Here is a 12986-nt window from a genome sequence, read left to right as displayed (position 1 = left end):
ACTTTGCTATTTTAACATATTTAGGAAAACGATGGCTTATTCATTTTAAAATTATCATTGGAAAAGCTCCCGGCAAACCGGAAGCTTCATATTCCTGGCGTATTCATCAATACAATCGGCCATCCATCAGGATCTTCTATCGTAACTCCGCCTCTGCCCCAATATGGATTTTCCGGTTCTGTTTCCAAATACCCAAAAGCAGAAAGCCTTTCGGCAATGTTATCCCGCTCCAGGCGGTCTCCCACATAAAAGACTAATAGATGCTCCTTTGTCGGCTGCGGAAGCTCCATTTTTTCCTTGGATTGAGTAAATTCAAGATGATACTGGCTATCAGGCAGACCAATCATAATGCCATCATAGCCTTCATGATTCCGAAACTCGCCGACTCTCTTCAGACCCAGTCCTTTTTCATAAAAGGAGATGAGTTTATCAAGCTGGTTTGTCGGACGTGCAATGCGAAATTGCACAGCTGGGATGCTCCCTTCCCATTCCTTTCTCACGATCACTTCGTAAGGATATTCCTGATGCTGAAACATGGCATCCCTTGGTCCCGAAGCAAATATCTTAATAGGAGAAATAACGGCAGCCCTTTCTGTTGGATACCAGTTCCGCCCTTCCTTCACTAACACAAAAACCCCTTTCCTGTCTCCGTAAAAAGCAAACGTCTCGCTGGAATCCATCTGTTCATTGTACAGATACTGATCTAATTCCTGCTCCATTGCAGCTACATCTTTGACAGGCAAGCCAACTTCCCCAACATCATGCCAGCGGATACCCTCCTTTTTTACACCATCCAAAGGCCGCTCCAGCATCTCCATAATATTTCCGTCCGGATCGATAAAATAGGCCTGCTTTCCTTTCCAAAACATACTGTATTCGCCGCACTCATTTGGCAGCAGCACACTTTCAGCCCCTAATTTCTGATATATATGATCAAAGTACTCAGTATTAGTCCGGAAGCATACATGATAAAAAGGAATCGCTGCATCTTTCTCAAAAAGAATCTTAGTTGAGCCGGCCATGATCGTAAAATAACTTTCAGTCTCCGTCAGCAGCTCCATCTCCAGCACATTTGTATAAAATTCTTTCATCCTGTCTAAATCATTGCACTTCAAATTCAATTGAAATATTTTCATCCTTGCCTCTCCCCTTTACATCTTATACCTCCATTCTAAGGAAAGACTCTGCAGATGAATTCAGACTAAAGGCGGAAGATACTATCGTTAATTCGCTGGAATATGGCTGGCATTATGAAAATATAAAAAGAAAAACTAGGAAGCAAAACCTCCTAGTTTGTCATTATTCTTCTTCAGTTCCCACCAAGAAATCCGGATTTAAATCCTCGAATTCTTCATCGTCCACATCAAGTCCCCAATCGTCATCATCACATTCGCACTTGTCTGGGTAAACAGCTACACAAACTTTTGTTTCGCCGATCACCTCGACCATGAACTCTCTTTCCACAGTGACGATGATTTTGTTGCCGTTTGGAGAAATGACTGCTTCACAGCAGCTAGGCTGCTGCAGAACACGGGCGATGACATCATGATCATCCAAACAGTCCGGATCACGGTACTTCAATTTAATGACATCTTTATACTCAACCCGTTCGGTAACAACTTCGGTTTTTGTATTGTTGTTGAAAGAGTACCAAACGTTAATGTCATAATGGCCGCAGATTTCCACTGTTTTTCCAGCTTTTTTCGCCTCGTACGTATGGTTTATGATCCAGCAGCCAAGTATGCTTGACGGATGGTGTGACGGGCAGATCGTATGATTGGACTGTGTGAATTTACGTCCTTTCGCAACGACCGCTTTCGTTATAATCTCTCTGTAATCTCCCATTGCGAGCGAACCCTCCTCATTCATTTTCAATTCATCCTATGCGGGATATTAGACTAGTGTGCGATAATTTTTGATGAATGTTAGGCAAAAGTATTGGCATGATTTATAGTATGCCGGGAGCGGGCGAATGTTCCGGTCAGAACAAATCCAGCAGGAGAATTCTCTATATAAATAAGGAAAGTGCCTGCCTATGGTAAGGCCTTAAAACTCACTGATAGGTATGTGATTGAAAAATGCACGTTTGTCCTGCTGCATCTGCGGAGACAGCTTGGCTCAAGAATCTATATAATAAACTATCGATAAGGAGGTGAACAGGAATGGCAGACAAGGAGAACTCCAACTATAAAGTTTCAATCAATGGCAAGGAGCTGACAGGGGAAGAAGCAAAACAATATGCTGAACAAATGGTAGCCAAGTTTACTGAAACATTGGGCGGATTCTATACAAAAGGATTAGAAAAAATTCAGTCTGAAGAGTTAAAAGGAAATCTTATGGAATCTCTTAAGCCGTTGAAAAACTTAGAAGGGCTCTTCACAAAAAATTCCTCCGGGATCGGGAATATAATTCCTGCATTAAAAAATCTGCTGCCTGTTGTGGAAACATCCGAGGATTATAAACAGGTGAAACTATCTGTAAACGGTAAAAAACTTCTGGATCTGGATCTTTCAGACATGATGAAGAAAGACTCATAATCTAGAAAACAGCCACTTCAATCAATTGAAGGAGGTGAAAAAAATATGCTATCAAGATGCTATGACGATTACGAAAAAGACAATGGCGTATTGCCGAGCGGCGGAGCAGTAAATGGAGCAGACAGCGGCAATGAAGCGGAAGCTTTTACTTTCGCTGCACAAGCAAACCTTCCTCAAACAAACCTAAACGGCCAATTGCCGATTTCTGGTGGAGGCTTTGCTATTAACGCTGCACTGATCAACATTCCAATTCTTTCAGCTCAATACAATATTGCAAATGGAGGAGACTCCACAGCCATTTCTGTGAACACTACAACTCAGCAGCAAAGCAACAAAGCATAATTAAAGATAAAGCAATTCTTTCTATACAGAATCTTAAAACGTCCAAAAAGAAGGGAGGGAGTACCATGCTAAGTCAAAATATGCAAAAGCTGGATCTGGATCCGGAAGTCCTCAAGCAGCTGGGTATTCCAAAGGAGTTTATTGATATGGCTGCAGAAGCCGGAATACCGTCGATCAATAACCATGCTGCTGGCGGAAAGGGCGGACGGGCTATCAATCTCACATATGTGGATAATTACTCGACATTGCTCCTTGTATATACTTTTCTCCTCAACTTTTTGGACAAAAAATCTGATGATGCAGGGACTAAAATGCTGAATCAATCCCTGCTGTCAACGTTAAATGCTGCGATCATTGAACAGCAGGAGTACAGAAAAGAATTTTTAAAGGCAGTAGAACTATTGCGAAACCAATAAAAGGCCCCCCCACAACCCATGGCCAATACCAATTCCTCCCTTAAATATAGAACGTAAAAAACACCCTGCACTAATTGGTGCAGGGTGTTTCGCTATCAGTTTATTAATGTGTACAGCTGCTGTTGCTGATTTTTGATCCCGTTTCGCCGCTCAGGAGATTTCCGCCTGTAGAAGTAATGACTTCGTCTGTTACAGTGTTGGAAATCGTATTAGCCACAATCTGCAGCAATTCATTAACATCCACCTGGGATTGCTTGAATTCCTGGACAACCGGGATTTCATCCAGCTGCTGTTCCAACTGGGCAATTTTTTCTTCCGTTTTCTTTAATGCTTCAGCTTTACCATAGTGCTGAAGATTGACAGCCTGCTTTTGCAAGCCTTTGATCGTTGTAATGGTAGCACTAACCTTTTCGTTTTCATTAATCTGTGCTTCTGCACGCTTGAAGAAATCCACTTCTTCTGTCTCTGCAATCATGCGTGCCAATTCCTTCGCACGTTCTACAATCTCATCTTTTGTGTATTTTGCCATTACTGCTTCACCTCAACCGCGTCTAGTTCTTCTGCCATTTCTCCGTTTAGGGACCAAGTCTTCGCATCGGTTACTTTTACATTCACAATTTTGCCGATTGCTGTTTTCGGTCCCTTAAAGTTTACCAGCTTGTTCTTTCTTGTGTATCCTGCAAGAATTTCAGGATTGTTCTTGCTTTCCCCTTCCACAAGAACTTCGACAGTCTGGCCTTTATATTTTTTCATTGCTTCTGCCGATAATTCATTAACAACTGCGTTCAGGCGCTGAAGACGTTCTTTCTTCACTTCCATTGGCACGTTATCCACCATTTTAGCCGCTGGTGTGCCTTCACGAGGTGAGTAAATGAACGTATAAGCAGCTTCGAAGCCTACCTCCCTATACAGGGATATTGTTTCTTCAAATTGCTCTTCTGTCTCATTAGGATAGCCGACGATGATATCAGTTGTGAAAGTAGCCTCTGGAATAGCCGCTTTAATCTTGCGAACCAGCTCCAAGTATTGTTCCCTTGTATATTTACGGGCCATGATTTTCAGGACATCTGTAGAACCAGATTGAACTGGAAGGTGAATATGCTCTACCAGATTGCCGCCTTTGGCAAGCACTTCAATCAGATGATCGTCAAAGTCGCGCGGATGGCTGGTTGTAAAGCGTACTCGCGGAATGTCGATTTTGCGCATTTCATCCATTAAATCGCCAAGGCCGTATTTCATATCCTCAAAATCTTTTCCATACGCGTTTACGTTTTGCCCAAGCAGGGTAATTTCCTGGTAGCCCTGTGCCGCTAACTGGCGCACTTCCTGAATGATATCCTCAGGACGTCTGCTCCGCTCTTTTCCGCGTGTATAAGGAACAATGCAGTACGTGCAGAATTTATCACAGCCGTACATAATGTTGACCCATGCTTTAATATTGCCGCGGCGCACTTTTGGAAGGTTCTCAATTACATCCCCTTCTTTAGACCATACTTCAATAACCATTTCCTTCGACATATACGCTTCTTGAAGAATGTTAGGAAGACGGTGAATGTTGTGTGTTCCAAATATCATATCTACCTGGTTATATGTTTTAAGAATCTTGTTAACAACAGATTCTTCCTGTGACATACATCCGCAGACACCAATTAGAAGATCGGGATTTTCCTTTTTTAAATGTTTTAGATGGCCAAGTTCTCCAAACACTTTATTTTCGGCATTTTCACGGATGGCACATGTATTAAGCAAAATGACATTTGCATCTTCCACTGATTCTGTATGCTCATAGCCAAGACCAAGGAAAATACCAGCCATAACTTCGGTATCATGCTCATTCATCTGGCAGCCGTAAGTGCGGATATAGAATTTGCGGCCATTCCCCATGCCATGAAATTCTTCAGGAATGCTAAAATCTTTATGATATTTCACTTCTTCTTTACCGCGTTTTTTCGCTTCCTTTAAGGAAGGTGCAGTATAAACAGTTTCAAAGTATTTGCTGTAATCCTTTACGGATTTTTTGTCCGAAGGATTTGCTGTTTGCACTTGCTGGCTTTCTAAACGCTGTTTTTCGTTCATCATGTATCCCCTTTCTCTTTCTCCTGAGCAGCATCTATCATTTAAACTCAATTTTCAGCTATTATCATGTTGTGCAATTTATATATGTGCACATTATTATAGTATAAGGCTTTCTGATAGTTAAAACAATAGAAAACAGCACTCAGCCTCTTATCAGAAGCTATTACTTGTATGTACGATCAGGGATAATTTTAATCCTGCACATTCACTAATACTAGACTAAATTTAATATTTTGTGTGTGATAAGTGTCACATTTAATCTTATTTCAACACAAGAAAAAAGAAGCCCGGGATTCCCGGACTTCTTATGATTACATAAATTCAGCTGCAAGTTTATCAAAGTGAGCTTGATCAAGTTCAAGATCCGCTTGTGATAAAGGAGTTTCAGAGTAACCTGAAAGCAATTCCTGATAAGACTTGCGCTCTGTGTCCTGATAGATTAAGCCAGTTACAAGGCCGCTGTGCTTCATAAGAGTCTGCATAGCCATTTCACGGCTTGAATGGTCATAGCCTTCCACATCGCTAAGCTTTGTCAGGTTTTCTTTAAACCAGTCATATGTGTTTACTTTATTGTATGTAACACATGGACTGAACACGTTAATTAAAGAGAAGCCATCATGCTTGATGCCTGCTTCGATTAACGCAGTCAAATCTTTAAGGTCAGTTGAGAAGCTTTGTGCCACGAAAGTCGCACCGGCTGTTAATGCCATTTCCATTGGAGAAATCGCCTGCTCAATAGAACCTTGCGGAGTGGACTTCGTTTTGAAACCAGCCGCAGAACGCGGTGAAGTCTGTCCTTTTGTTAAACCATAGATTTGGTTATCCATTACGATATAAGTGATGTTCACATTACGGCGGATCGCATGGATCGTATGGCCCATACCGATCGCGAATCCATCTCCGTCACCGCCGGATGCGATAACTGTTAAATCGCGGTTAGCCATTTTCACACCCTGGGCGATCGGCAGTGAACGCCCATGAATGCCGTGGAAACCGTATGAATTGATATAGCCGGAAATACGTCCGGAGCATCCAATGCCTGATACTACAGCTAAGTTCTCAGGCTCTAAACCAACATTTGCTGCCGCACGCTGAATCGCAGCCTGCACGGAGAAGTCTCCACAGCCTGGGCACCAGTTTGGTTTTACATTATTTCGAAAATCTTTAAATGTGGCCATTTAGAACAACTCCTTGCATTTTGTGTGAATTTCATGCGGCAAGAATGGATTTCCGTCGTACTTTAATAGCTTATGTACTTTCTCAGCATGTCCGACGTTCATCTTCATGATGTTCGCTAATTGTCCAGTAGCGTTGTTTTCTACTACAGCGATTTTTTTAGCTGATTTCACAAGCGGCAATAACTCATCAGTTGGGAAAGGATGAATCAGGCGAACTTGTGCATGGTTCACTTTAATACCGTCCTGTTCAAGTCTGCTCATTGCTTCCTCAATTGCACCGCGTGTTGAGTTGAAGCCGACGATTAGCAAGTCTGCTTCTTCATGAGGAGCATTCTTGTGAACAGGTGTATTGAATTTAATATTTTCAATCTTGCGGAAACGCTTATCCATTTGCGCATTGCGGTTTGCAGCTGATTCAGAAGGTTTTCCAGTTTCATCATGCTCCACACCCGTCACATGGTGGATTCCGTTCTTCATGCCAGGGATCACTCGAGGTGAAACCCCATCTTCTGTAACCTCAAAGCGCTTGAAGTAGCCTTTGTTTTCAATTTCAGGAAGTTCTTCTGTAACAAGCTTTCCTCGGCGGATTTCAACTTTGCTGAAATCAAGCGGCTCCACTGTCTGCTTTCCAAGAGAAAGCTGCAAGTCTGAGAGGACAATAACCGGGCACTGGTATTCTTCTGCAAGGTTGAAAGCTTCAGCCGTATCATAGAATGCTTCCTGTACAGTACTTGGAGCAAGCACGATTTTTGGAATCTCGCCATGAGTTCCGTAAATCATTGCCATTAAGTCAGATTGCTCCTGCTTTGTCGGTAGTCCTGTAGAAGGGCCGCCACGCTGTGTATCAACGATAACAAGAGGTGTTTCAGTAATCCCTGAAAGGCCGATTGCTTCCATCTTAAGGGAAAGTCCAGGACCAGCAGATGCTGTAATTGAGCGGACACCGGCGTAGTTTGCACCAATTGCCATTGTAACTGCGGCAATTTCATCTTCAGTCTGGATGACAGATCCGCCAAGCGCCGGAAGTTTTTTAATCAGATATTCCATGATTTCGGATGCAGGTGTGATTGGGTAAGCGGCCATGAAGCGGCATCCGCCTGCAAGCGCACCAAGAGCGATTGCATCGTTTCCGATCATGAATAAACGCTTCAGCCCGTCAGCTTTTTCAAGCTCCATTAATTCCACATCATCGCTTAGCTTTTCTTTCATGAAATCAAAGCCAGCCTGAATGGCTTCCATGTTCTTATCGACAACCTGCTGTCCTTTTCGCCCAAAAATCTCTTGAACTACTTCTTCAAATACTTTAATATCTAAATTTAGAACTGCACATGTCGCACCAACAGCAACCATGTTTTTCATCAGGGATGTTCCAAGCTCTGTAGCAATCTCTGTAAAAGGCACTGCAAACAAAGCTGCATTCGTATCTTCTGGCTGTTTTGGATCAAATTTCGCATCTGCAATCATGATCCCTTTATCGTGAAGTTCTTTGTAGTTTAAATCGATTGTTTCCTGGTCAAAAGCTACCAGAATATCTAAATCGTCCGAAATAGAACGAATTTGTGACGTGCTGACGCGAATCTTGTTGTTCGTGTGCCCGCCCTTAATACGTGATGAAAAGTGGCGGTAACCGTACAGGTAGTAGCCTAAACGATTTAATGCAATGGAAAAAATCTCCCCGGTACTTTCGATACCTTCCCCTTGCTGTCCTCCAACTTTCCATGAAAGTTGATTGATCATGTCTTACACCCCTTTAGATACGTTAAGAAATTATGTAAAAACGTTTATTTAATATAAGTGTAGTACTTGTCCAGTCAATCCTGTTATTTCACCATACCTGAAAGGCTATATTCTGGAAGATGGATGGGTACTAAACGCTTTCAATTCTAGACCTATGTGTCTAAAAAAGCAACCCTTTCTGAATATTTATTGGCTAAAAGATGAATATTTTTTTATTTTTTGAAAAATACTAAAAAGATTATTTCATTTTGGATTTATTAGGTCTCTCACATCCCTTGATATACAGTTTTTTCACCATTTTCACCTTGGAAATCTGTTATAAAAATTCCGGAATGAAAATTTTTCAGCTTGTATATCAGAATAATATTTTGTTAGTTCATTTATCAGGCTATCGTATTTTCTTGCATCCTCCAAACCTGTAACTCTTCCATCCGTACCGTCAAAATCCGAACCAAAGCCTACATGATTCTCTCCTCCAAGTGAACATACATGTTCAAGATGTCTTAGGATGTCTGTAATCGTGGCTGTTTGTTTTCCTGATAAAAACTCCGTCACAAATGTAATGCCCATCACACTGTCCCGGTCAATCAGGGCTTCGATCTGTTCGTTTGATAAATTGCGGGGATTCGGGCACAGCGAATAGCAGTTCGAGTGAGAGGCAAAAGGATAGTCCGCCCATTCCATCACATCCCAGAACCCGCGTTCAGAAAGATGGGATACATCGCACCATGCTTTGCTGGCATTTAATTCATAAACCACTTGTTTGCCAAATGAAGAAAGCCCTGCCCCCCTTTCTTCAAGCACTCCATCAGCTGCACAGTTTGCATAATTCCAGGTCAATCCCACTGAAGACACTCCCAGCCTGAGAAGCGTCTTCAGTTTAAGCAGATCGCAGCCAACTGCATCACATCCCTCCAGTGTCAGCACTGCCCCTACTTCATCATCCTGCAGCAGGTCGATGTCCCGGCTGCTTCTAATGAGCTTTAATTGCGGGTTGGGTTTAAGCACTTTATCGTAAAACAGATCGGTCATATATAGGGCTGCGTTGAACTTCATTTCTGGATGGACAGATTCAGGAACATATATGGCAAAACATTGAACTTTTAAACAGGAAGCCTGCAGCCCTTCCAGGTTCACCTGAAGACTGCCTGAATTTTTAAAGTCAACCTTTCTGTCCATAAACATTTTATATAGGACATCACAATGTGCATCAAATATTTTCACGCTGTTTTCCTCCCTTTTTCTGCATAGCTTTATCTTATTAAAAAAAGAACCTGTTTGCCTATAATGCAAACAGGTTTTAATATTTTTGCATGAATTTATATTTTGCTGACTTATGCATATGACAAAGGATGATTTCCCATTCTGAAGCTTTTGCCTAACGCGGCTCCACAATCAGCTTAATGGCAGTCCGCTCTTCGCCGTCAATCAGGATATCCGTAAATGCAGGGATACAAATTAAATCCACTCCGCTAGGCGCTACGAATCCTCTTGCGATCGCTACTGCCTTAACAGCCTGGTTCAATGCACCCGCACCAATAGCCTGGATTTCCGCACTTCCTCTTTCGCGAAGAACTCCAGCAAGCGCACCAGCTACAGAATTAGGATTAGATTTTGCTGAAACTTTTAATATTTCCATTCCTAGCTCCTCCTCGTTTTACCCCTCCTGTATGCATTGCTCAAAGCGCTGATTCGCCTTCTGCAAAGGCTGAATGCCTTCAGATAAGCAATTACTTTCCGTTCATGCACATCCCGCTTTGATGGAATTTAGCACCAGGTCTATATATCATTCCATTGCTACTATATTCAGCTTAGAATTCACATATTCCGGCTTGGACAAAAAAAAGCAGGGTTTAAGGCTGAATTTTCTGCAAAAACTAAAAAACTGCACTCGGACATCCGAATGCAGTTTTTATCAGTTTATGAGTAAAAAGGATGGTCATCGTTAATCAAGATCCGGTCAATTTTTTTTGCCAGACCCGTTTTTGGACTCAGCTCAATGAATGCTGCACTTAATTGGGTCCTGCCTTCTTTCGGAACCTCAAATCGAACCGGCAGGCCGGTCAAAAACCTTTTGATTACAGCTTCTTTTTCAACACCAAGGATACCGTCATAAGGGCCTGTCATTCCCACATCAGACATAAAGGCTGTCCCGCCAGGCAAAATACGGTTATCGGCTGTCTGCACGTGTGTATGCGTACCCACGACTGCTGATACTTTTCCATCCAAATACCAGCCCATTGCCTGTTTTTCACTTGTTGCTTCCGCATGAAAATCAACAAAAATGAACGGAGTCCTTTCACGGGCTTCTTTTATCAGTTCATCCGCCTTTTGGAAAGGACAATCACTTGTATTCATAAAAGTCCTGCCCTGAAGGCTGATCACCGCTACTTCCTCTGTATTAAATTTTAAAAACACCATGCCTTTGCCAGGATTATTTGAAGGAAAATTGGCCGGACGAACCATATATTTAGCGCGGTCAATGAATTCAAAAATTTCCCGGTTATCCCAGGTATGATTACCGAGAGTTACCGCCTGAGCACCAGCTTCCAGAAAGCCGCGGTAAATCTTTTCGGTAATTCCCTTTCCACCCGCTGCATTTTCCCCATTAATAATCGTGATATGCGGGCGGTATTTTTCTTTTAGCTTCGGTACATATTCAGTGATCATATCCCGCCCCTGGGAACCCACTACATCTCCGACAAACAATATATTCATGTCATATCCCTTTCTGTTTTTAAAGATATATGTATGCTTTTCCAGTCATTTTTATTAGTTTAACACAGTTTCCTGCATCAATATAAAGCACTTCCCAAAAAAGAAATAAAGCGATGCATGAGCATCGCTTTATTTTGCATATTCAACGGCCCTCGTTTCACGGATAACCGTGACTTTGATGTGGCCTGGATAATCAAGTTCCTCTTCAATCTTCTTACGGATATCCCTTGCCAAACGATGAGCTTCAAGGTCATCAATTTGTTCAGGCTTAACCATAATACGAATTTCGCGTCCTGCCTGAATGGCAAATGATTTTTCAACGCCATCATAGGATTCTGAAATCTCTTCAAGCTTTTCCAGACGGCGAATATAGTTCTCAAGCGTCTCTCTTCTTGCTCCAGGTCTTGCTGCTGATAAAGCATCAGCTGCAGCGACAAGTACGGCAATGATCGATGTAGGCTCTGTGTCACCATGGTGGGAAGCGATACTGTTGATGACAACAGGATGCTCCTTATACTTAGTGGCAAGTTCCACACCAATTTCAACATGGCTTCCTTCCACCTCATGGTCGATTGCTTTACCGATATCATGAAGCAATCCTGCACGGCGTGCCAATGTTTCGTCCTGTCCTAATTCGGCAGCCAGCAAACCTGAAAGCTGAGCCACTTCCATTGAATGCTTTAACACATTCTGACCGTAGCTTGTACGGAATTTTAAACGGCCAAGAATTTTGATTAAATCTGGATGCAGACCATGAACACCAACCTCGAAAGTAGTTTGTTCACCGATTTCCCGGATGTGTTCATCCACTTCACGGCGGGCCTTATCAACCATTTCCTCAATCCGAGCTGGATGGATGCGTCCGTCCTGAACCAGTTTGTCTAAAGCTAAGCGTGCAGTCTCACGGCGAATCGGATCAAAACCGGATAAAATAACCGCTTCCGGCGTATCATCGATTATGAGATCAATTCCAGTCAGAGTTTCCAGAGTACGGATATTACGGCCTTCACGGCCAATAATGCGCCCTTTCATCTCATCATTTGGCAGGTTGACAACTGATACAGTAGTTTCTGCTACATGATCCGCTGCACATCTTTGGATAGCCAGTGACAAGATTTCCTTCGCTTTCTTATCTGCGTCCTCTTTCGCTCTAGTCTCGCTCTCTTTTACCATAATAGCGACATCGTGAGCCACTTCCTGCTCCGTGCGCTCTAAAATGATGGACTTTGCCTCTTCACGAGTCAAGCCTGAGATACGTTCCAGCTCAGCTTGCTGCTCTTTAATCATCTCGTCCACTTTGCTTTCCATCTCTTCAATATGCTGTTGTCTTTTGCTAAGAGAATCGTCCCTCTTTTCTAAAAGCACTTCACGTTTATCTAACGTTTCATCTTTGCGATCAAGGTTCTCTTCCCTTTGCATTAAGCGATTTTCTTGTTTTTGCAGTTCATTTCTTCGATCACGAATTTCACTTTCCGCATCTGTGCGAAGCTTGTGAATTTCATCTTTCGCTTCAAGCAGGGCTTCTTTCTTCGTAGCCTCAGCTTCTCGCTTTGCGTCTTCCAAAATCTGCTCAGCAGCATCTTTAGCTCCTGCAATTTTTGCTTCGGCAATAGATTTGCGAACAAAATAGCCAACAATAGCACCGACGATTAGGCCAAGCAAAATGGAGATGATTGCTGTTACTAGATCCATCATTTCACCTCCTCTTGCTATGAACTTGTTTGTGTTACGTTTTTTAAAGTGTCGGCATGTACATTGTCCAATTCAACATACAGCACTAAGGCTTTTAAACGTTTCAATCTTAAAAAAGCATTGGGCATCCATTTTGGGCTGGCATAATATTAACGTATGAATAGCCAATGGAGCCTGGAGCCAGACAAAGTCTAACTCAGTAAGAATTTCTTTACATATAAAATGTAAAATATACATTTTTAATTGTAAAGCTGTGGAATTTTATTGTCAAGGGTTTGTCCTAAGGGCTT

The 12986-nt window shown here is 42.4% G+C and carries 13 protein-coding genes and 1 pseudogene; 3 read left to right on the top strand and 11 right to left on the bottom strand.

The genetic code is table 11. The features are described from left to right. Positions 1 to 86: 86 nt before the first annotated feature. The 3 genes and pseudogenes from IRB79_RS11080 to IRB79_RS11070 form a co-directional block, all read right to left on the bottom strand. Positions 87 to 536, bottom strand: coding sequence for a VOC family protein (locus IRB79_RS11080; RefSeq protein WP_431833431.1), 450 nt, complete (start codon positions 534 to 536; stop codon positions 87 to 89). Positions 537 to 872: 336 nt separating this feature from the next. Next, positions 873 to 1091, bottom strand: a pseudogene (locus tag IRB79_RS11075) (VOC family protein); the annotation flags it as partial. 208 nt (positions 1092 to 1299) lie between these two features. Then, positions 1300 to 1845: an outer spore coat protein CotE gene (locus IRB79_RS11070; protein WP_206836605.1), complete on the bottom strand. Its 546-nt coding sequence runs from the start codon at positions 1843 to 1845 to the stop codon at positions 1300 to 1302. A gap of 317 nt (positions 1846 to 2162) precedes the next feature. Between IRB79_RS11070 and IRB79_RS11065 the strand changes: the two genes are divergently transcribed. The 3 genes from IRB79_RS11065 to IRB79_RS11055 all read left to right on the top strand — a co-directional run bounded on the left by IRB79_RS11065 (position 2163) and on the right by IRB79_RS11055 (position 3295). Next, on the top strand, positions 2163 to 2537 hold the full coding sequence (locus IRB79_RS11065) for a hypothetical protein (RefSeq protein WP_243508467.1): 375 nt from the start codon (positions 2163 to 2165) through the stop codon (positions 2535 to 2537). 45 nt (positions 2538 to 2582) lie between these two features. Continuing rightward, positions 2583 to 2879, top strand: a complete 297-nt coding sequence (locus IRB79_RS11060; RefSeq protein WP_243508466.1) for a hypothetical protein — start codon at positions 2583 to 2585, stop codon at positions 2877 to 2879. 65 nt (positions 2880 to 2944) lie between these two features. Further along, positions 2945 to 3295, top strand: coding sequence for a hypothetical protein (locus tag IRB79_RS11055; protein ID WP_009330660.1), 351 nt, complete (start codon positions 2945 to 2947; stop codon positions 3293 to 3295). A gap of 103 nt (positions 3296 to 3398) precedes the next feature. Here IRB79_RS11055 and IRB79_RS11050 read toward each other — a convergent pair whose 3' ends face one another. The 8 genes from IRB79_RS11050 to rny form a co-directional block, all read right to left on the bottom strand. Further along, positions 3399 to 3824, bottom strand: coding sequence for a YlbF/YmcA family competence regulator (locus tag IRB79_RS11050; protein ID WP_243508465.1), 426 nt, complete (start codon positions 3822 to 3824; stop codon positions 3399 to 3401). Continuing rightward, positions 3824 to 5374, bottom strand: coding sequence for a tRNA (N6-isopentenyl adenosine(37)-C2)-methylthiotransferase MiaB (miaB, locus tag IRB79_RS11045; protein ID WP_243508464.1), 1551 nt, complete (start codon positions 5372 to 5374; stop codon positions 3824 to 3826). Before miaB ends, IRB79_RS11050 begins: the two co-directional genes overlap by 1 nt. Before the next feature lie 308 nt (positions 5375 to 5682). Beyond that, complete coding sequence (locus IRB79_RS11040; protein WP_035330715.1) at positions 5683 to 6549, bottom strand: 2-oxoacid:ferredoxin oxidoreductase subunit beta; 867 nt, start codon at positions 6547 to 6549, stop codon at positions 5683 to 5685. After that, on the bottom strand, positions 6550 to 8286 hold the full coding sequence (locus IRB79_RS11035; RefSeq protein WP_206836592.1) for a 2-oxoacid:acceptor oxidoreductase subunit alpha: 1737 nt from the start codon (positions 8284 to 8286) through the stop codon (positions 6550 to 6552). Positions 8287 to 8586: 300 nt separating this feature from the next. Next, positions 8587 to 9510 (bottom strand): dipeptidase, encoded by a 924-nt coding sequence (locus tag IRB79_RS11030; RefSeq protein ID WP_243508463.1) that lies wholly within the window; start codon positions 9508 to 9510, stop codon positions 8587 to 8589. A 154-nt stretch (positions 9511 to 9664) separates the two neighbouring features. Then, positions 9665 to 9925 (bottom strand): stage V sporulation protein SpoVS, encoded by a 261-nt coding sequence (gene spoVS, locus IRB79_RS11025; protein WP_026585459.1) that lies wholly within the window; start codon positions 9923 to 9925, stop codon positions 9665 to 9667. 281 nt (positions 9926 to 10206) lie between these two features. After that, positions 10207 to 11004, bottom strand: a complete 798-nt coding sequence (locus IRB79_RS11020) for a TIGR00282 family metallophosphoesterase (protein ID WP_221877865.1) — start codon at positions 11002 to 11004, stop codon at positions 10207 to 10209. A gap of 129 nt (positions 11005 to 11133) precedes the next feature. Continuing rightward, on the bottom strand, positions 11134 to 12696 hold the full coding sequence (gene rny, locus IRB79_RS11015) for a ribonuclease Y (protein WP_206837660.1): 1563 nt from the start codon (positions 12694 to 12696) through the stop codon (positions 11134 to 11136). Positions 12697 to 12986: the final 290 nt, after the last annotated feature.

Origin of the sequence: Cytobacillus oceanisediminis, from assembly GCF_022811925.1 — a bacterium.
Taxonomy (GTDB): Bacteria; Bacillota; Bacilli; order Bacillales; family Cytobacillaceae; genus Cytobacillus; species Cytobacillus oceanisediminis_D.
Note: the sequence above shows the minus strand (reverse complement) of the source record. Positions and strands in the feature narration are given on the sequence as shown.

Coding starts and splice junctions, on each gene's coding strand:
- IRB79_RS11065 (WP_243508467.1), top strand. CDS start 2,163: ATGGCAGACAAGGAGAACTCCAACTATAAAGTTTCAATCAATGGCAAG.
- miaB (WP_243508464.1), bottom strand. CDS start 5,374: ATGATGAACGAAAAACAGCGTTTAGAAAGCCAGCAAGTGCAAACAGCA.
- IRB79_RS11050 (WP_243508465.1), bottom strand. CDS start 3,824: ATGGCAAAATACACAAAAGATGAGATTGTAGAACGTGCGAAGGAATTG.
- spoVS (WP_026585459.1), bottom strand. CDS start 9,925: ATGGAAATATTAAAAGTTTCAGCAAAATCTAATCCTAATTCTGTAGCT.
- IRB79_RS11040 (WP_035330715.1), bottom strand. CDS start 6,549: ATGGCCACATTTAAAGATTTTCGAAATAATGTAAAACCAAACTGGTGC.
- IRB79_RS11055 (WP_009330660.1), top strand. CDS start 2,945: ATGCTAAGTCAAAATATGCAAAAGCTGGATCTGGATCCGGAAGTCCTC.
- IRB79_RS11070 (WP_206836605.1), bottom strand. CDS start 1,845: ATGGGAGATTACAGAGAGATTATAACGAAAGCGGTCGTTGCGAAAGGA.
- IRB79_RS11060 (WP_243508466.1), top strand. CDS start 2,583: ATGCTATCAAGATGCTATGACGATTACGAAAAAGACAATGGCGTATTG.
- IRB79_RS11020 (WP_221877865.1), bottom strand. CDS start 11,004: ATGAATATATTGTTTGTCGGAGATGTAGTGGGTTCCCAGGGGCGGGAT.
- IRB79_RS11035 (WP_206836592.1), bottom strand. CDS start 8,286: ATGATCAATCAACTTTCATGGAAAGTTGGAGGACAGCAAGGGGAAGGT.
- rny (WP_206837660.1), bottom strand. CDS start 12,696: ATGGATCTAGTAACAGCAATCATCTCCATTTTGCTTGGCCTAATCGTC.
- IRB79_RS11080 (WP_431833431.1), bottom strand. CDS start 536: ATGTTTCAGCATCAGGAATATCCTTACGAAGTGATCGTGAGAAAGGAA.